The sequence below is a fragment of the Marinomonas foliarum genome, assembly GCF_003337275.1.
GTDB classification, from domain to species: Bacteria; Pseudomonadota; Gammaproteobacteria; order Pseudomonadales; family Marinomonadaceae; genus Marinomonas; species Marinomonas foliarum.
In genome coordinates this window covers 97,178-117,160 of sequence record NZ_QPJQ01000008.1, presented here as the reverse complement: position 1 = coordinate 117,160, position 19,983 = coordinate 97,178, and the positions used below count along the sequence as shown (strand labels likewise).

Below are 19,983 nucleotides of genomic sequence, written 5' to 3'. Positions count from 1 at the left end.
GCGTTTAAAAAACACGACCGTTAGCGTATTCGCCACGCTCGTAACGCACAGCCATTTCTTCAAGATCCATCGTGTGGATACGAGAAGCCTGACCAGCACAACCAAACGCTTCATAGCGGTCGATACAAACTGCCTTCATCGCTTTAATACTTTCTGTTAAGTATTTACGTGGATCAAAGTTACCTTTGTGTTCAGCCAAACTACGACGAATCGCGCCTGTTGCAGCCAAACGTAAATCCGTATCGATATTCACTTTACGAACTCCGTAACGAATCGCCTTAACGATTTCATCTACTGGCACGCCGTAAGTTTCTGGAATTTCACCACCGAACTCGTTGATGATAGACAACCAATCCTGAGGAACAGAAGACGAGCCGTGCAATACGATATGCGTGTTTGGTAGTAGTTCTACGATTTTCGCAATACGTTCAATGTCAAGAATATCGCCAGTAGGCGGACGCGTAAATTTGTAAGCACCATGGCTTGTACCAATCGCTACTGCCAATGCGTCAATACCTGTCGCATTAACAAAATCTACAGCTTCTTGTGGATCCGTCAGCATTTGATCGTGAGAAAGAATACCTTCTGCGCCCACGCCATCTTCTTCACCCGCTTGGCCTGTCTCTAGAGAGCCCAATACACCAAGCTCGCCTTCCACAGATACGCCACAAGCATGAGCGAACTCAACCGTACGACGGGTTACGTCTACGTTGTAATCATAACTTGCTGGCGTTTTACCATCAGCCATCAAAGAGCCGTCCATCATCACAGACGAAAAGCCAAGCTGTATAGAACGTTGGCAAATAGCAGGAGACGTACCATGGTCCTGATGCATAACAACAGGGATATGTGGATAATCTTCAATGGCAGCCGCAATCAAGTGACGTAAAAAGTGTGAGCCAGCGTACTTACGAGCACCAGCTGATGCTTGCATGATAACTGGCGAGTTCACTTCGTGAGCCGCTTCCATGATCGCCTTAACTTGTTCCATGTTATTCACATTGAACGCTGGCAAACCATAGCTGTGTTCCGCTGCATGATCGAGCAGTTGACGCATACTAATTAAAGGCATAAAAGCTTTCCTCTGACAATTTGTCTTATATTGTATTTATAACGTTTGGAGTTACGGTGTTAGTTAACTCACATTATTTGTAGTCATAGCATTGTTCATCACAAGCTATGTGGCTTACGCCTTATCGTTATTGTCATACTCGGCTTTCGCTGAGTAGGTCACTCTCTAGTTTTGTTTTTCATCAACACCGCTTTCAGCACAACTCACATTAAGCTTACACCGGTGCTAACGAAACAGGCTTTACGCCTTTTTATTTCTTATAAAGTGTTTTAGAACAATCTTTGTCATTCTTTGATACTAATTTTGCGCGCGTGATTCCAACATCGCAACCGCTGGAAGCACTTTTCCTTCAACAAATTCTAAAAACGCCCCACCACCGGTTGAAATATAAGAAATCTTGTCTGCCAGACCGTACTTATCAATCGCCGCTAATGTATCTCCGCCACCAGCAACAGAGAAGGCATCGCTATCAGCAATGGCTTGAGCAACAACCTCTGTGCCCTTAGAAAAATTATCAAACTCAAACACACCACACGGGCCATTCCATAGAATGGTTTTAGCATTTTTTAGAATATCAGCAAGCACTTGAGCGGAATCCGGACCTAAGTCCATGATTTCCTCGTTATCAGCTACCTGGTCAACAGGCTTAATCGTTGCAACCGCCGTTTCTGAAAACTCTGTGCCCACACGAACATCTGTCAACTCAGGAATATCTAAGTCAGCCATTAGCTTTTGAGCTTGAGGAATTAAATCTTTTTCATGCAATGACTTACCTACATTGTAGCCTCGAGCAGCAACAAATGTATTGGAAATACCACCACCCACGATCAGCTGATCGCAGACTTTAGATAAGGACTCTAATACCGTTAATTTAGTCGATACTTTTGAACCACCAACCACAGCAACCAAAGGACGTGCTGGATTATCAAGCGCTTTACCTAATGCCTCTAACTCTGCAGCTAATAATGGGCCAGCACAAGCCACAGGCGCGTATTTGGCAACGCCGTGAGTTGATGCGTGAGCACGGTGAGCCGTTCCAAATGCGTCCATTACGAACACATCACACAAAGCCGCCATTTTTTTAGACAAGGTTTCGTCATCTTTTTTCTCGCCAAGGTTAAAACGCACGTTTTCAACCAAAACAAGTTGACCAGATTCAACCTCAACGCCATCCAACCAGTCTTTGGCTAATGGCACATCTTGCCCTAGCAAACTAGCAAGATGTGTCGCTACAGGTTGAAGAGAAAATTCTTCTTCGTACTGCCCTTCTGTTGGACGACCAAGGTGTGACATCACCATCACTTTAGCGCCAGCGGCTAACGCCAACTTAATAGTTGGCAAGGCTGCGCGAATACGTGCATCACTCGTCACTTTGCCATCTTTAACAGGTACGTTAAGATCTTCACGGATCAATACTCTTTTGTTCGTCAGATCCACGTCTTTCATATTAATTACAGTCATGTACGATGTCCTCGTCGTTTAAACTTCTGATGTCTCAATCCAAATTTGATTGTTCAATCACACCTGCCCAATGCTTAGCCACGTCCAACATACGGTTAGCGTAGCCCCATTCATTATCAAACCAACACAGTAACTTCACCATTCTCTGATCAATTACTTGGGTTTGTGTACTATCGATAATTACAGAACGTGGATCATGATTAAAATCCACAGACGCATGCGCTTCTTTGGTAAACCCCATTAATCCAGCGTATTTTGAGCTTGCCGCTTGTTCTAACTGGGTATTTATTTGTTCTACTGTTACATCCCGCTCTGTACGCAATACCAAATCAATTACAGAGACATTTAATGTTGGCACACGCACTGCATTACAACCCAACTTTCCGTCAAGTTCTGGCATCATCCGTGTAATACCTTTCGCTAAACCGGTATCAACTGGAATAATAGAGCTCAACGCTGCACGGGTAAGACGTAAATCCTTGGTGTGATAGCCATCAATCACAGGCTGATCATTCATCGCCGAGTGGATTGTTTGCGTCATGCCATGCGCCACACCCGCAAACTGCTTCACCACATCCAAAACCGGAATCAAACAATTCGTCGTACAAGATGCCGCTGACACAATGTTTTGATTTGCCTGAATGTCCTGATGATTAAAACCATACACAATAGTCGCATCCACATCAGCCGCAGCAGGCTGGGATAGCAACATTCTGGGAACACCGGCATTCAGATAGGCTTGCGCACCTTCTCGACTAGAAAAACTGCCCGAACACTCCAGCACCATATCCAGTTCAAGAGACGACCAATCCAACTCATCAGGAGTAGCACAAGAAAAACATAAAATACTATCGTCACCGATCAACAAGGCATTGCCTTGGGTCGAAACAGGCTTAGGGAAACGGCCATGAGTGGTGTCATAGCGAGTAAGATAACTGATTGTCTCAATATCGGACAATTCATTAATAGCAACCACTTGAATGTGATCGCGGTAGCCGTTTTCATACAACGCTCGCAATATCGAACGTCCGATACGACCATAACCATTTATAGCGACTCGCAACATATTCCTACTACTTCATCGCAAAGAAAGTGATCAAAAACCATCACCTTCCGCCTTAATAAAAGGAAAAAGAGGCATACAAACGTATACCTCTTTTCTTATCAAGCACCAGATTACGCAGCTAGAATTTTCTCAGCAGTCGCAACCACATTGTCTACTGTAAAGCCGAAGTGTTTCATAAGATCACCACCAGGAGCCGACTCACCAAACGTCGTCATCCCCACCATAGCGCCGTCGAAACCAACGTATTTGTACCAGTAATCTGTATGGGCCGCTTCGATAGAAACGCGCTTAGTCACGCTACTTGGCAATACAGATTCTTTGTACGCGGCGTCTTGGGCATCAAAGACATCAGTGGATGGCATAGAAACCACACGCACATTCTTGCCTTTCGCTGTAAGTGCTTCAGCAGAGTCCATTGCTAGGCCTACTTCAGAACCTGTAGCGATCAAGATAAGATCAGGTGTACCAGTGCAATCTTTCAGCACATAGCCACCTTTCGCTGCGTTAGCTAATTGCTGTGCATCACGTGCTTGCGCAGGCAAACCTTGGCGAGAGAATACCAAAGACGTTGGGCCAGTACGACGTTCAATACCCGCTTTCCAAGCAATCGCTGTTTCCGCGGCATCACATGGACGCCATACAGACATATTTGGCGTCATACGCAAATTCGCTAACTGCTCAATAGGTTGATGCGTTGGACCGTCTTCGCCTTGACCAATAGAATCGTGCGTGTAAACAAATACGTTTTGAATGCCCATCAAAGCAGACATACGAACCGCGTTACGGGCATATTCCATAAACATCATAAAGGTCGCACCGTAGTTAATAAAACCACCATGCAAAGAAGCACCATTCATGATACCGCTCATACCAAACTCACGAACACCATAGAAAACATAGTTGCCTGCTGGATCGTCTTGAATACCTTTTGAACCAGACCATAACGTCAAGTTAGAACCAGCAAGATCCGCAGAGCCACCTAGCAACTCTGGCAACATAGCACCAAAGAAACCAATCGAATTCTGAGATGCTTTACGGCTCGCGATGCTTTCACCTTTGTCTTGGCTTTCTTGAATGAAAGCTTGTGCTTTCGCTTCGAAGTCTGCAGGCAATTCACCCTTAATCACACGACGTTCAAATTCAGCCGCCAATTCTGGGTAAGCTGCTTTGTACGCTTCAAATTGTGCATTCCACTGAGCTTCACGAGCAGAGCCCGCTTCTTTCGCATCCCAACCAGAGTAAACATCAGCAGGAACCTCGAACGGAGCATGCGGCCAACCAAGGAATTCACGTGCAGCCGCAATTTCTGCATCGCCTAGTGGCGCGCCGTGGCAATCATGACTACCAGATTTATTTGGCGAACCAAAACCAATAATGGTTTTGCAGCAAATCAACGTTGGCTTAGTTGTTTCAGCTTTTGCCGCTTCAATCGCCGCTTTGATCGCTTCTGGATCATGTCCATCTACATCAGCAATAACATGCCAGCCGTACGCTTCGAAACGCTGCGGTGTATTATCAGTAAACCAACCTTCAACATGACCATCGATAGAAATACCGTTGTCATCCCAAAACGCAACCAATTTACCCAAACCTAGCGTTCCAGCAAGAGAAGCCGACTCGTGAGAAATACCTTCCATCAAACAACCGTCACCAAGGAAGCAATAGGTGTTGTGGTCGACGACAGTATGCCCTTCGCGGTTAAACTGCGCAGCTAAGGTTTTCTCAGCAAGCGCCATACCGACGGCGTTACTAATACCCGCGCCCAATGGTCCCGTTGTGGTTTCTACGCCATCGGTATATCCATATTCTGGGTGACCCGGTGTTTTAGAGTGAAGTTGACGAAACTGTTTTAAGTCTTCAATTGCCAATTTATAACCAGATAGGTGCAATAAAGAATAAATCAGCATAGAGCCATGGCCGTTTGACAACACAAAGCGGTCGCGATCAACCCATTTTGAATTGTTTGGGTTGTGCTTTAAAAAATCATTCCATAGCACTTCAGCGATATCCGCCATACCCATTGGTGCACCGGGGTGACCAGAGTTAGCTTTTTGTACGGCATCCATACTCAATGCACGTATGGCGTTAGCAAGTTGTTTACGAGACGGCATGGTTATTCCACTCCTGATAGCTTAACGAACAATAGAAGTAACATTCTCTACGGGATAGAACCACGATACAAGGTTGGCACCATCGTAACGCCCAAACACTGGGCAAAGAAAATGAAATCACTTAGAAATCTGCACCATCGTAACAAAAAAACCACCTTTTGCCTCATTAAAATCCACATACTGGGTTGATATTTAAACAATGCTAGTTCATGATTCGCCCTACTAATACAGCGTCGATTTGTCTCGGCTTGCGGGCGCTATATAAACTCAGCTAAACAGATACGCAAGAACCTGTTTAGCACTTTTGATGCCGAACAGGTTTTTTTATGCCTGTTTAGCGACTAACTCAGCTAAAGAGGAAAACTCAATATGTCAGAATATTCTTTATTTACCTCAGAATCCGTTTCTGAAGGCCATCCAGATAAAATCGCCGACCAAGTCTCCGACGCCATCCTTGATGCCATTTTGGCAGAAGACCCTGAAGCACGTGTTGCCTGCGAAACTCTCGTTAAAACCGGCATGGTCTTGGTTGCAGGTGAAGTTCGTACCAACGCATGGGTCGACATCGAAGAAATCGCTCGCGGTGTTATCCGTGAAATCGGCTACAACAGTTCAGACATGGGTTTCGACTGGGAATCTTGTGCCGTAATGAACGCCATTGGTAAACAATCTGCCGATATCGCGGTAGGTGTTGATGAAGCCAGTGAAAAAGAGCTGGGGGCTGGCGACCAAGGTTTGATGTTTGGTTTTGCAACGAACGAAACTGACGTGCTAATGCCTGCCCCAATCACCTACGCACATCGTTTGGTTCAACGCCAAGCTGAGGTTCGTAAAAACGGCACCCTAGACTTCCTTCGCCCAGATGCGAAAAGCCAAGTCACTTTCCGTTACGATGAAAATGGCAAGCCCTGCGCAATCGATGCGGTTGTTCTTTCGACACAACACAGCGCATCTGTTAAGCAAGCGGATCTTCGTGAAGCCGTCATGGAAGAAATCATCAAACCTGTTCTTCCTGCTGAATGGCTATCCAAAGACACCAAATACTTCATCAACCCAACAGGTCAGTTCATCATTGGCGGTCCAGTTGGCGATTGCGGTCTAACAGGTCGTAAAATCATCGTTGATACTTACGGCGGTATGGCTCGTCACGGTGGTGGCGCTTTCTCTGGTAAGGATCCTTCTAAAGTTGACCGTTCTGCTGCTTACGCTGGTCGCTATGTAGCAAAAAACATCGTTGCAGCAGGACTTGCTGATAAATGTGAGATTCAAATTTCTTACGCCATCGGCGTGGCTGAGCCAACATCCATTAGTATCAATACGTTTGGTACTGGCAAAGTAAGTGATGCCGTGATTTCACAATTGGTTCGTGAGCACTTCGAATTACGTCCAGCAGGCCTTATCAAAATGCTCGATTTGAAACGCCCGATCTACCTGCCAACAGCGGCTTACGGTCACTTTGGTCGTGAAGGTGAAAATTTCACTTGGGAAAAAACGGACAAAGCAGACGCATTACGCAAAGCTGCTGGTTTATAATTTTCTCAATTTCCGTTATAAAGCCTTCTTCTGCCTTTCTTTTAGAAAACAGACGAAGGCTTTTTTATTTCTACGTCCTCAAGCATTAGGGAACATAAGACACGTATGCGTATTCCACGAATTTTTATCGATACAGAACTCAGCGAGAATACTAGCCTTGTCTTACCTGACTCATCCTTCCAGCACCTCTGCAAGGTTCTGCGCCTCAAATCAGGCCACCCTATTCGCGTGTTTAATGGTAAAGGTGGTCAATATAATGCGATGTTAAGTGATGTCGAAAAACGCTCAGCCAGTATCCAGGTAGCCGATTTTGAAATGCTTGAAAACGAATCGCCAATCCAAGTCACCGTTGGGCAAACATTGTCTAGAGGCGAACGTATGGATTACGCTATTCAAAAAGCCGTCGAAGCTGGCGTATTTGCTATCCAACCACTTTTTAGTCAACGTTGCGAAGTGAAACTACAAGACAACCGTGCAGAAAAGCGCCAACAACATTGGCAGCAAGTCGCAACAAGTGCAGCTGAACAATGCGGTCGTGGTATTGTACCTGTTGTGTATCCACCAATAGAATTAACTGAGTGGATTTTAAATTGTAATGAAATGTTAAAGCTAACATTGCATCACCATAGCGCTAAACCCATTCGACAATTCGAAAAGCCAATCAATAATCGTATCGCGTTATTGATTGGGCCAGAAGGTGGCCTTAGTGAAAAAGAAGTGCAACTGTCTGAAAATTCTGGGTTTAATGCTATTTCGCTGGGACCTAGAGTACTAAGAACTGAAACTGCGCCAATTGTTGCGCTCAGTGTAATCAACACGCTATGGGGAGATATCTAATCTACTCATCATAACAGAATAGCAACATATTCATAAAATAAATGGATTTATCATCCCAATAGGAATTATAAAGGACAGAGAATCACATGTTTTACCGAATAGTGTTAACTTGCACGGTTTATATTGGAGCTGCTTTTGTACCTGCAATATCGCACGCTATATCCCTTGAAGAAGCCACTTACACAGCAATAGAAAATAGCCCATCAGTACGACAAGCTGTAGCAAAATATAGAGAATCGCAAGAAAGTGCAGACATTGCTCGACGTTCGGGCTATTACCCAAGTGTCGACCTTTCAGCAGGCATAGGACATGAAACTACCTACGCCGACGACAACCCCAACTCTGCTGACATTGATCTTGCCCGTCGAGAGTTAACACTGTCTTTGAATCAGCCTCTTTTTAATGGTTTTTCTACCGTAAATGAAATAGAGCGTTTAAGCAGCGAAGCCGAAGCTGATCGCTGGAGCGCTCTCATTTCGGTCGAAAATACTGCACTTGAAGTTGCTCAAGTTTATGCCAACATTTTACGTTATCGAGAGCTGGTGAATTTGGCAGAACTGAATCTTGAGACCCACCAACGCATTTATGGCCAGATCAAGCTTAAAAGTGATTCGGGCATAGGGCGGCAATCTGATCTCAGTCAAATCACCGCACGACTATCGAAAGCGCATGCAAATTATTTCGCCGCGGTTAACAACTTAAAAGACGCAGAAAGTAACTACAACAACATCGTGAGCGAAATGCCACCCAAAGAACTTATTTACCCAGTTCCAGACCAGGACCTACTGCCAAAAGATCTTGACTCAGCACTTAACGACTCCCTTAAGAGAAACCCTGCAATTGAAGGGGCTCGTTGGGACGTAGCCGCAACAGAGAGTGCACAGAAAGTCACCGATGCAGGAAAATACCCGACTGTTAGCTTTGTTCTAGAGCGAACATGGAATAACAATATTGATGGTGATGAAGGCCCAAGCGAAGACCTACTTGCAATGGTTCGTCTAAATTACAACCTTTACAGTGGCAGCACACAAAAACGCCAAGCCGAAGTGGCATCTCAACAAAATATACAAGCCACTGAAATACGACGAAAAACAATCAGAGATACTGAATTAACGGTACGCTTAGCATGGGCAGCTTTTGAAGCAACAACAGGGCAAAAAGAACATATTCGTCAATATGTTATTGCCACGAAAGAGTCTCAAATTGCCTATGAAAAGCAATTCCGTTTAGGCCGACGTACATTGCTGGATGTGTTGGATAGCGAAAATGAACTGTTTCAAGCTCGTCAAGATTACGTGAATGCAGACTACGATCAGCTTTTCTCTGAATTCAGGCTGTTTAATGCAAAAGGCGAGCTAATGCGCGCGTTCCGTATTTATCGCCCGCAGGTACTTGGATTTAATGACTCTTTTGAAGCAGCCAAAGTGCCAGCAAAGATTCCACCAACAGCTACTGAAGAATTGCAAGCTGCGGAGAACGCACTGACAAAAAAAGCGTCAGTCAACTCTCAACGTACACCACCCACCAACAACGAAGAAGTGCCAACAGAGAGTGAACTTTTCCTTGATGCAGGTGAAAAAGGCAGTAGTTGGTAACAACAGGCCAGTTAATACAGAGTCTTTGCGTTCAAAGACTCTGTTGCTATATGGCTTCAAGTCCTAGATGACGATTAATTCAGACCTTAATCATTCGTAATACGCCCGATTTTTATTTCTCAAATCAACTATATGAAAATCATGGGTGTTTTTTCTTCTCAGCGTCCCCATATTTCTATAGCATCAACACCTATTAATCGTTTTATCAAAGCGCTAAAACGTCGCTTTCGCTTTAGGAACTACCCCTATGACTATTAAGCTCGGCATTGTTATGGATCCAATCGCATCCATCAACTACAAAAAAGACACCTCACTCGCCATGCTATGGGCCGCTGCAGACAAAGGTTGGCAGCTTATATACATGGAGCAAAAGGACTTATTTCTAGACAATGGTAAAGCCTATGCCATGACTCGTCCGCTCAATGTATACAAAGACCCTGAGCATTTTTATGACCTAGGCAATGAAAGCAAAATGGCACTTGGTGAATTAGACGTTATCTTGATGCGTAAAGACCCACCGTTTGACAGTGAATTTGTTTACAGCACCATGATTTTAGAACAAGCAGAACGTGATGGCGCTATGGTGGTAAACGATCCAAAAAGCCTACGCGACTGCAATGAAAAACTGTTCGCGACACAATTTCCGCAATGCTGTCCAACGGTGCTTGTAACACGTCGCACAGATTTACTGAAAGACTTCCATAAAGAACATGGCGACGTCATTTTCAAGCCTTTAGATGGTATGGGAGGCACCTCTATCTTCCGCCTTAAACCAGACGACTCCAACGTCAGCGTCATTATCGAAACATTGACTAACATGGGTACAGAACAAATCATGGCGCAAAAATTTATCCCAGAAATCAAACAGGGGGATAAACGCATTTTAGTCGTTGATGGCGTACCAGTACCTTACACTCTGGCCCGTATCCCTGCATCCGGTGAGACACGTGGTAATTTAGCCGCAGGTGGTCGTGGTGAAGGCCGCCCACTCAGTGACAGAGATCGCTGGATTTGTGAACAAGTGATTCCTTCTTTAAAAGAAAAGAATTTAATGTTTGTTGGCTTAGATGTTATCGGCGATTATCTCACTGAAATCAATGTCACCAGTCCAACTTGCGTGCGTGAATTAGACTCACAATTCGATCTCAATATCGCAATGACATTAATCGAAGCCATTGAGAAACGTCTCCCGTAATAGCCGATGCGAGTAATTGATAAATTTTCTATCGCGCTCTTCATTGCCATTAGCCTTCATGTGCTAATGGTGATGATTATTGGCTTCGATTTCGAGCTGCCTTCACCAAAACCCAAAACACTGGAGGTAACGCTTGTTCAACACACTACAAAAGCGCCCAATGAAGCGGACTTCATCGCACAAGCCAATCAACAAGCAAGCGGAACGGAGCTTCGCAAACAGAAGCTAACCACCACAGAAAACGCACAATTTTTATCTGATACTATCCAAGAAATTTCGCCTCCGGTTCAACCTCAACTCGCTTCCCAAAGACCCATAGATGAACCCAGCTTGCTGGCGACACAAAATCAAGAAGCCGTTTTTGAGATCATCAACGAGCCAGATGAGGCAGCTAAAACACTCGAAGAGCAGTTTCGTGGTGAAACGCAAATACCCAGCCACATATCCAACGATATTGCGACTCTAGAAGCACTGCTCGATCAACAAAGGCAATCCTATGCGAAACGCCCAAGGATTCGACGACTGACTTCAGTGTCAGCAAAAGCAGCAGTTGATGCCCAATATTTGGATGACTGGCGCCGTAAAATAGAGCGGATAGGAAATATTCACTACCCAGAAGAAGCCAAGCGTAATCACCTATATGGCGAACTACGCCTTGCTGTGATCATCCAGCCCAGTGGTTACGTCGATGATATAGAAGTGCTACAGTCCTCTGGAATTAGAGTCTTAGACGACGCTGCAATGCGTATTGTTCGCCTTGCCGAACCCTTTCAAGCCTTCCCAAGCGAATTAAAAAAAGAAGTAGATAAGCTAGAAATCATCCGCACTTGGCGATTTGTACCTGGCAACCAACTGCAAAGCCGATAAACATAAACCAATATATTAAAAACATTAGGCACAAAAAAAGCCCTCATATAGAGGGCTTCTTCTTACCGTTTACTAAAGTTAACGATCAGTCAAATTGACCATCACCCATAGCAAGACGTATTTTCTTCATCGCATTTTTTTCGAGCTGTCGAATACGCTCTGCAGACACACCGTATTCATCTGCCAGTTCATGCAATGTCGATTTCGCATCAGATAACCAACGCTGTACTAGAATATTTCGGCTACGCTCATCAAGGTCTGACATTGCAACTTCTAAACGCTGGTTAGAGTCTTCTTCCCAGTTACCGTTTTCAAGCAAGGTTGCAGGGTCGGATCGATGATCCTCTAAATACTGAGAAGGCGCTTGGAAAGCACTGTCATCATCGTCATCAGCAGAAGCATCAAATGCCATATCAGACGCGCTTAAACGCCCTTCCATTTGGCGAACCACTTCCGGCGTGACACCAAGATCACTAGCAACTGACTCAACTTCGGAGTTACTGAACCAAGACAGGCTCTTTTTCGCACTGCGCAGATTAAAAAACATCTTACGTTGCGCTTTCGTTGTCGCGACTTTCACAATACGCCAGTTTTTCAGAATAAACTCATGAATTTCAGCTTTGATCCAGTGCACAGCAAAAGACACAAGACGCACACCCACTTCAGGGTTAAATCGTTTTACTGCTTTCATCAGGCCAACATTGCCTTCTTGAATAAGGTCGCCTTGGGCTAAACCGTATCCTGAGTAACTTTTTGCAATATGCACAACAAATCTCAAGTGCGACATAACCAATGTACGTGCCGCTTCAAGATCTTCTTTATAATAAAGACGCTCAGCTAACGCTTTTTCTTCGTCTGCCGTAAGAATCGGAATTCGTCCGACTGCTTGCATATAAGATTCAAGGTTTTGACCTGGAATCATCATGTCTGTAGGTTGGAGAGCTTTACCCATCTCTGTTTCCACCTTCTAGTTGTTCATACTGTGTATGACAAAATACTAACAAGTAAATTCTGCCTGTGTGTGACATAAATGTGAATAAACCATGGCTATTATCTTTAGACTGATTCTAGCCTTTCATCGTCACTGCAGTTCAATATTTGCGATATGTCGGTTAACGGCAATCCACGCGCCGAATACTCCAACAAACGCGCTGATAGTTAAACATAAAACAATCTCATCTGCATTAAAAGACTGAAGATCAAAACCACTCTGATAAAGATCAATCAATCGCTCCGCTGGCGCACTTACCCACCAGCTAAGCAAGAGAATACATAGGCTTGCAAAAAAACCGCCTAATACACCGAACCAAAACCCCATGTATAAAAAGGGCCTACGAATGTACGCATCTGTAGCGCCTACCAACTTCATCACCAACACTTCGTCTCGACGACTTTCTACCGCCATGCGAATGGTATTTCCCACGATAAGTAATACAGCAACTACCAACAATACGGATAAGGCATACACAAAACGCTGGCCAAAACTCAGTATATTCGCAAGACGCTGTAACCATTGTGCATCTAATTCTGCATGATCCACTTCTTTTTCAGCGGCCAATGTATCGCGTAGGGCTTGCAAGCTCGACAAAGTCGTAATGTCCACTGCTTGCTTAGGAATCACTCGTAAAACGATCGGCAACGGGTTCTCTGGAAGTGCAGACATAATCTGCTCATAACCACTGGATTGCTCAAAATACCTTAGCCCTTCTTCCTTAGAAATATATTCCACCGATGCGATGTCATCTTGTGCAGATAAACGATGGGATAATGCCAAAGCCTGAGTGTCTTCCATATTAGGGAAAAGATACAGAGTAATAACAGACTGCTGTTCCCATTGATCAGTCACCGACTGCACGTTTTTCAATAAAACATACAAACCACCGGGTAATGACAATGCGATAGCAATCACCATCACTGTCATGACGCTCGCCAAAGGATAGCTGATCAAACGCATGAAGCTTTCTGCTAGCGTTGCTTGGTGCTGACGAAAGTACTTATTGGGACTAAACGTAGTCCGTGTCGGCCAATTATGTTTCGTCGCTTTAATGGACTCTCGAGTGGCGCCTCGCTGATTCGGCTTTTGTGCCATTTAGCCAAACCCTCCATCGTTAACCATTCGACCTTGATTTAACGTCAAGACTCGATGTCGCATACGTGCCACCAACGCAAGATCGTGACTTGCCACAAGGACTGTCACGCCAACACGATTAAACTCTTGGAATAGATTCATAATTTCAGCGGACAACTTAGGGTCTAAGTTACCCGTTGGCTCATCCGCTAACAGTAATTGAGGTTTGTTCACTACCGCTCTGGCAATACCAACACGTTGCTGTTCACCACCAGACAATGCCATAGGGTTATATTTTTCTTTGTCTAATAAGCCGACTTTGTCCAACGCTGCTCTAACACGTTTAGCAATCTGCGCCGGGTCAGCACCGCTCACTTGTAGGGGCAGGGCTACGTTATGGAATACGCTTCGATCTAATAACAACTGGTGATTTTGAAAAACCACACCGACACGACGTCTATGGTGAGGCACGGCTCGTCGGCTTAAGGTACGCAGATCAACCCCATCAACCAAAATTTGGCCAGAGGTTTGACGTTCAATCATCATCATGAGTTTCATTAAGGTACTTTTACCTGCACCAGAATGCCCAGTAAGAAAAGCCATTTCGCCCTGTCGCAAATGAAAACTCACTTGTGACAATGCTTCTTGACCACTCTCGTACTTTTTACCCACCCGTTGAAATTCAATTTCCACGTTTATCCACTATCCTTAACTAAAAAGGTTGAATGTTTTTCTATTCGCCATCAAACAAGGCATCAATGAATTCTTGCGCAACAAAAGGACGCAAGTCATCCGCTTGCTCGCCCACGCCAATGTAGCGTATTGGCAGAGCAAACTGTTTAGAGATCGCAAAAATAATTCCGCCTTTTGCCGTACCGTCTAGCTTAGTTAATGTGATACCGCTCACACCAACCGCTTCAGAGAACAACTTCGCCTGACTAATTGCGTTTTGACCTGTCCCCGCGTCAAGTACAAGCATCACCTCATGAGGCGCATGTACATCTAGTTTTTTCATGACACGAACGACTTTAGACAGCTCGTTCATTAGGTTTGCTTTGTTTTGCAAACGGCCCGCCGTATCAGCAATCACAACATCAATACCTTTGGCTTTAGCAGATTCAATAGCATCGTAAATGACTGAAGCGGAATCCGCGCCACTATGTTGCGCCACAACAGGTACATTATTGCGCTCGCCCCACACTTGCAACTGTTCAACTGCGGCTGCACGGAAAGTATCGCCCGCCGCCAACATAACACTTTTACCTTCTGCCTGATATTTTTTCGCTAGTTTGCCAATAGTCGTCGTTTTGCCTACGCCATTTACGCCAACCATCAAGATAACAAAAGGGCCTTCTTGGTTAGCTGGCTCTAGCTCTTGTTCAGAGACAGCAAGAATACCCTGCATATCGGCTTTCAATTGATTCAACAAGGCATCAGAATCTTTTAACTCTTTACGGTTCAGCTTCTCTGTTAAACCAGTCATTAAGGCCTGTGTTGCATCAATACCAACATCCGCCATTAATAGCTGAGTTTCTAATTCCTCTAAAACGTCTGCATCTACTTTTTTATGTCCACGGACAACCGAAGACAAACCATTACCTAAACCGCTTCGTGTACGAGATAATCCAGACTTAATACGCTGAGACCAAGATAACGCTGGCGCCGGTTCTTCAACAGGCAGACTTTCAATAGGGCTATGATCACTTATTTCTTCAATTGAAGAGGAATCCACATCAATTGTTTCCGGCGTGCTTGTAGTGCCATCTTTAGCTTCAGATGCATCTATATCCTTTTTCTTAGCCGCTTTAATATCTGCATTCATTTTATTCACAAACCGGCGGCGAATAATAAAGGCTATAATGGCTAATAGCGTTCCAATCGCAATAGGAACATAACGCGCATATTCACCAAAATACGGTGTAAAAAAAACAATGATTTGATTAACAACTTCCATTAAATCGGTCTCTTTATTTTGACTGATGCAGTTAACATCAGTGAAATGCTATGATTGGACATTGTGCCACGCAGATAAGCACTAAAACGACTATTTTAACATCATTTTAGTGTGCAAACAGGCCTAGTTTCACACTAACACATACCGATTCAAGGTTAATTATGTCTGACAGTAACAAACCTCTCTTTAGTCGACCTGTTTTAGCGGCCATTATGCTGTTCTGCACACTGGCAATTTGGTTGCTCAATTTAACCGCGACCAGTAGCACACTTCCTACACCTAAGTTAGAAACCTGGACAACCTCATCAGGCGTTCCTGTGGTGTGGCTCAAGCAAGAGACGTGGGAAAACAGCAATAAAGTAGAGCTTCGCTTTGCTTTTCGTTCCGTCACCACCAATACCGTATTGATAGAAACAACACTGGCCATGTTGATGAGCGACTCTCTTCCATTAAGTACCGCCTCAATTAACCAAAGACTTGCACCATTGGCAGCCAGTGCAAACAGCTATTATGACCATGAAAACCAAGTCATTGGCTTAACTTTAAACAATGAAACCGATTATTTACTGCCCTCATTATCATTAGTCACCAAATGGCTAAAGAGCCCAGATTTCAAACGTCGTACTTTTGACAATTGGCAAGCTCAGAGGCCTTTGTCACCAGATGCACAGCACGAGCTTGAAGATGCCTTATTCTTTGACAGTGCGGCAGAACAAATCAGTAGAAACCGTACACCAGCATCGCTAGAACGCATTATCGATTACTACCAGAGTTTAAAAAACGCGGCCGTTGCCATTTATATAGTCGGAGATCTAACGCTTGAAGCACAGAAAAGCCTTCAAACAGCACTGAACGAGATCAGCCAAGACTTTCAAATAGCCAAGAATCCAGCAGAGCAAATCCAACACGAACCACTCAGCACCATCATTCAACAGAACCAAGGTGAGCTTTGGCAGACTCGCAGTGCCATTGCATTAAAGCCAGTAGCCACGATAAAGGAATGGATTAGCTTACAGATTTGGGGAGCAGACCTAGTTGCCACACTAAATCAGCAACAACATATAGACTTTGTTCAACTTGCCCTCACCCTTTCCCCAACCAATCCTTGGGCATGGTGGAGCATTCAATACAGTAATAACCCTATCATTGCACCTACAGTATCGAACGAAGAAATGGACCAATTAATTGATGCAAAAAGCCTCGTGTTTACCGAACAAGTGCCCTCCATCAAAAGTGAGAAAAGGTTTCAGACCTTACTAGATACCTTTAAAACGCAACTCGAAACACAAGCGTTATCACCCACATGGTGGAGCTACATCGCCACACAAATCACCCACGTAGACAGCCAACTGACTCTAGAGCAATTCGCCAATAACTACCAAGAGGCGGTCGATAGCTTCAGCGCAGAAGATTATCAAGTGGCTATCACTCAGCTATTAATATCATCCTCTTACCAAGAGATTCAGGTTTACCAATGAAAAAAAAACCACTAAATAACGCGTCAAGTAAAAGCCAAGCGAAAGCCGCCAAGTTGCGAATTATTGCTGGTGAATGGCGCTCACGCCAACTGCCAATTCCAAACATCGAAGGGCTGCGCCCCACTCCCGACAGAGTCAGAGAAACTCTCTTCAACTGGATCAACCATGAGATTCCGGGCGCTGTTTGTGCCGATTTTTTTTGTGGTTCAGGTGCGCTTGGGCTAGAAGCCTTATCACGGGGAGCAAAACATCTAACTTTCGTCGATAACTCCCGAGTTGTCACCCAACAAATGACGCAAAATCTAGCCACCTTAGGTGCCACCAATGCGAGCGTGACAGCACAAAACACCGCCGTATTTCTCGACACGGCAACCCCACAGCCTATGGACATAGTATTTTTAGACCCGCCATTTCGTAAAGGCTGGCTAGCGCAAATTATCCCCTTACTTGAAAAAGGCTGGCTGGCGGACCGTGCGTTGGTGTACATAGAAATGGAAAAAGAAGCACTGCTACCGGAATTACCAGCGCATTGGTCTTTGATAAAAGAGAAAACCGCCGGACAACTTGTCTACCGATTGTTTAGCATTACTAAATAATTGACCTAACTATTATTAGCCCTGCTCAAAACAGGGCTTTTTATATTTTCATCTCCCTAGATCCTGCACCAATTAAAAGCATTTTTTAAACAAAATCGACTAATTATTTGACCCTAACCTAAGCGCACTCACCTCTTAAACTTTTTAGCACGATGATTGCATAGCCAAACAGCCTATGCATTTATTATATGCATGTTATTTCTATAAACTGACGAGCTGGAAGGTCATTAATTATGCTGTTAAACCTATCCTTTAAAACGAAGTTGTTAATACTATTGATCACTGCAATTTTAGGTCTCGTCATTGTCACTTTTGTGGCTATTGGCGGACTGTCTTCTCAACAAAAAGCCAATAATGAGCTGAGATCCCTTTCCAAGATACAAGCGTCTAACGACAACCTCAGCATTCAAATGCTAGACATCGCGGACCGATTAAGATCGGTTTCGGTTGAAACCGTTCAAGAATATCTGGCAACAACACACCAACAGATAGAGCAAAATGCAAACACCATTACCGCCAGCATCGAGAAAGCCAATGGCCAAGATCTAAAAAACGCGCTTGAGGAGAGCTTAGAGCACATCAATCTCTACAGCCAATCGCTCGTAGCCCTTATCAACGAACGTAACATCATTGGTTTTAACTCTTCTTCTGGCTTACGTGGCAGCATTGATAGTATGGGGACAGAAATCAGTGAAGACATTCAAAAGCTCAGTTTATTAAAACGCGAGTTCACCAACGTTCGAAAAGCGGAAGCCAATTATTTATCTGATCCTACAGAGGATAATTTAGAAGAATTTAGCACCAGCTTCACTCGATTAGACAACCGAATCGAAAACTTTGGTTTTCAAGATACTCATGGCGTAAAGGCTAACGCCTATCGTGAAGCAATTTTGCAGTATGGTCAGGCATACGTCTCTCTTCAAGAGACAGAAAACATATTTACGCAACAAAAAAATAACTTTACAGAAGGCCAGCTAGCCACCAACAAACTCATTGAAGCCAAACTAGTTGAAGCCGAAGAAGAGGCGCAAAAAAGTTCCTCTCAAGCAAACGCGACCTTACTAACGGTAAGTATTGCCATTATTCTGGTAGCAGCATTGTTGATGATCGCAATTGGACGCAGTGTAAACACCACGCTACAAGGTATTATCTCCGACCTTAATAAAGTTAAAAAAGGTGACATGTCCTCCAAAGCAATCGTCAACACAAAGCGCAATGACGAATTTGACCAACTAAGCCAGTCACTGAATGAAATGACCAGTGGATTAAGCAATGTTCTAAAGGACGTAGTGTCGACTACGGATAATGTCAGCTCCATGTCGACGGATTTAAATAACACCATAAGCAGCATCTCTGGCAGCAACCACTTGGTAAACCAGCGCACCCACTCTTTAGCAACGGCCACAGACGATATATCAAATCGCTTAGCAGAATTGTCGAACACCACCCACGCGCTAAAAAACCACTCCAGCGAGACCTATCAGTCAGCAAAATCCGGTGCGGACACCATAAAAATGGTATTGAACAGTATTAGCGATACTGTAGAGATCGTTAATACAACCAGCCAACAGCTGAACGAGCTAGGCCGTTTGTCCAAGGATATTGATAGCGTTATCGCCATGATCAATGACCTTGCCAGCCAAACAAACCTTCTTGCATTAAACGCAGCCATTGAAGCAGCTCGCGCTGGGGAAGCCGGCCGAGGTTTTTCTGTCGTGGCCGACGAAGTGCGAGCATTAGCAGAAAAAACAGTTGATGCCACCTCAAAAATTACAGGTATTGTTAGCACTATCCAACATTCAACCCAAACAGCAATCACCACCATGGAAAGCGGACAAAACAACTTAAAGGTCATCGGTGAAAATGGCAGCAAAGCAGAAGACGCCATGCGTGATATCGAGAGTAATGCCATGACTGGGTCTAAATCCACAGACTCAATGGCGAACGCTATCCAAGACGTTGCCAGCACTGCGGTGCAAATGAGCTCTGAAATGGAGCAAATCGCTCAACAACTGAACCAAGATACAAACTCTATCGATATTATGGCGGACAAAACCAAACAGATTCAGCAGCTCTCCGAGCAGCTGGCCAGCAAGACACAAGTGTTCACCCTCCCTTAACCTGTCAATCACATATTTAAAGACGCTTCT

Annotated in this window: 16 protein-coding genes; 8 read left to right on the top strand and 8 right to left on the bottom strand. The window is 44.4% G+C overall.

Annotated elements, in window-relative coordinates:
- Positions 1 to 4: 4 nt before the first annotated feature.
- The 4 genes from fba to tkt all read right to left on the bottom strand — a co-directional run bounded on the left by fba (position 5) and on the right by tkt (position 5,710).
- Entirely contained in the window at positions 5 to 1,072 is a 1,068-nt protein-coding gene (gene fba / locus DFP77_RS06420; RefSeq protein ID WP_114411450.1) for a class II fructose-bisphosphate aldolase, read from the bottom strand.
- A gap of 297 nt (positions 1,073 to 1,369) precedes the next feature.
- A complete protein-coding gene (locus DFP77_RS06415) occupies positions 1,370 to 2,533 on the bottom strand; it encodes a phosphoglycerate kinase (protein ID WP_114411449.1) in 1,164 nt (387 codons plus the stop codon).
- A gap of 34 nt (positions 2,534 to 2,567) precedes the next feature.
- Entirely contained in the window at positions 2,568 to 3,599 is a 1,032-nt protein-coding gene (locus tag DFP77_RS06410) for a type I glyceraldehyde-3-phosphate dehydrogenase (protein WP_114411448.1), read from the bottom strand.
- 110 nt (positions 3,600 to 3,709) lie between these two features.
- Complete coding sequence (gene tkt, locus DFP77_RS06405; protein WP_114411447.1) at positions 3,710 to 5,710, bottom strand: transketolase; 2,001 nt, start codon at positions 5,708 to 5,710, stop codon at positions 3,710 to 3,712.
- Between the two features lie 369 nt (positions 5,711 to 6,079).
- Here tkt and metK point away from each other — a divergent pair, with 369 nt between their 5' ends.
- The 5 genes from metK (at position 6,080) to DFP77_RS06380 (ending at position 11,737) form a co-directional block, all read left to right on the top strand.
- Positions 6,080 to 7,243 carry a methionine adenosyltransferase gene (gene metK / locus DFP77_RS06400; protein ID WP_114411446.1) on the top strand — a complete coding sequence of 388 codons (1,164 nt, stop codon included), beginning with the start codon at positions 6,080 to 6,082 and terminating at the stop codon, positions 7,241 to 7,243.
- A gap of 105 nt (positions 7,244 to 7,348) precedes the next feature.
- Positions 7,349 to 8,080 (top strand): 16S rRNA (uracil(1498)-N(3))-methyltransferase, encoded by a 732-nt coding sequence (locus tag DFP77_RS06395; protein WP_114411445.1) that lies wholly within the window; start codon positions 7,349 to 7,351, stop codon positions 8,078 to 8,080.
- An 86-nt stretch (positions 8,081 to 8,166) separates the two neighbouring features.
- Positions 8,167 to 9,675 carry a TolC family outer membrane protein gene (locus DFP77_RS06390; RefSeq protein WP_114411444.1) on the top strand — a complete coding sequence of 503 codons (1,509 nt, stop codon included), beginning with the start codon at positions 8,167 to 8,169 and terminating at the stop codon, positions 9,673 to 9,675.
- Between the two features lie 247 nt (positions 9,676 to 9,922).
- Positions 9,923 to 10,870: a glutathione synthase gene (gshB, locus tag DFP77_RS06385; protein ID WP_114411443.1), complete on the top strand. Its 948-nt coding sequence runs from the start codon at positions 9,923 to 9,925 to the stop codon at positions 10,868 to 10,870.
- A 6-nt stretch (positions 10,871 to 10,876) separates the two neighbouring features.
- Positions 10,877 to 11,737: an energy transducer TonB gene (locus tag DFP77_RS06380; RefSeq protein ID WP_114411442.1), complete on the top strand. Its 861-nt coding sequence runs from the start codon at positions 10,877 to 10,879 to the stop codon at positions 11,735 to 11,737.
- 85 nt (positions 11,738 to 11,822) lie between these two features.
- Here DFP77_RS06380 and rpoH read toward each other — a convergent pair whose 3' ends face one another.
- From rpoH to ftsY, 4 genes are all read right to left on the bottom strand, one after another.
- Entirely contained in the window at positions 11,823 to 12,689 is an 867-nt protein-coding gene (gene rpoH / locus DFP77_RS06375; protein WP_114411441.1) for an RNA polymerase sigma factor RpoH, read from the bottom strand.
- Between the two features lie 129 nt (positions 12,690 to 12,818).
- The gene (gene ftsX / locus DFP77_RS06370; protein WP_114411440.1) at positions 12,819 to 13,826 is read right to left on the bottom strand and encodes a permease-like cell division protein FtsX; all 1,008 of its coding nucleotides are present in this window, start codon (positions 13,824 to 13,826) and stop codon (positions 12,819 to 12,821) included.
- Complete coding sequence (gene ftsE, locus DFP77_RS06365) at positions 13,827 to 14,498, bottom strand: cell division ATP-binding protein FtsE (protein ID WP_110577038.1); 672 nt, start codon at positions 14,496 to 14,498, stop codon at positions 13,827 to 13,829.
- A 40-nt stretch (positions 14,499 to 14,538) separates the two neighbouring features.
- The gene (gene ftsY, locus DFP77_RS06360; protein WP_114411439.1) at positions 14,539 to 15,759 is read right to left on the bottom strand and encodes a signal recognition particle-docking protein FtsY; all 1,221 of its coding nucleotides are present in this window, start codon (positions 15,757 to 15,759) and stop codon (positions 14,539 to 14,541) included.
- A gap of 161 nt (positions 15,760 to 15,920) precedes the next feature.
- Here ftsY and DFP77_RS06355 point away from each other — a divergent pair, with 161 nt between their 5' ends.
- The 3 genes from DFP77_RS06355 to DFP77_RS06345 all read left to right on the top strand — a co-directional run bounded on the left by DFP77_RS06355 (position 15,921) and on the right by DFP77_RS06345 (position 19,953).
- The gene (locus DFP77_RS06355) at positions 15,921 to 17,237 is read left to right on the top strand and encodes a peptidase M16 family protein (protein WP_114411438.1); all 1,317 of its coding nucleotides are present in this window, start codon (positions 15,921 to 15,923) and stop codon (positions 17,235 to 17,237) included.
- On the top strand, positions 17,234 to 17,833 hold the full coding sequence (rsmD, locus tag DFP77_RS06350; protein ID WP_114411437.1) for a 16S rRNA (guanine(966)-N(2))-methyltransferase RsmD: 600 nt from the start codon (positions 17,234 to 17,236) through the stop codon (positions 17,831 to 17,833). Before DFP77_RS06355 ends, rsmD begins: the two co-directional genes overlap by 4 nt.
- Positions 17,834 to 18,066: 233 nt before the next feature.
- Positions 18,067 to 19,953: a methyl-accepting chemotaxis protein gene (locus DFP77_RS06345; RefSeq protein ID WP_114411436.1), complete on the top strand. Its 1,887-nt coding sequence runs from the start codon at positions 18,067 to 18,069 to the stop codon at positions 19,951 to 19,953.
- Positions 19,954 to 19,983: the final 30 nt, after the last annotated feature.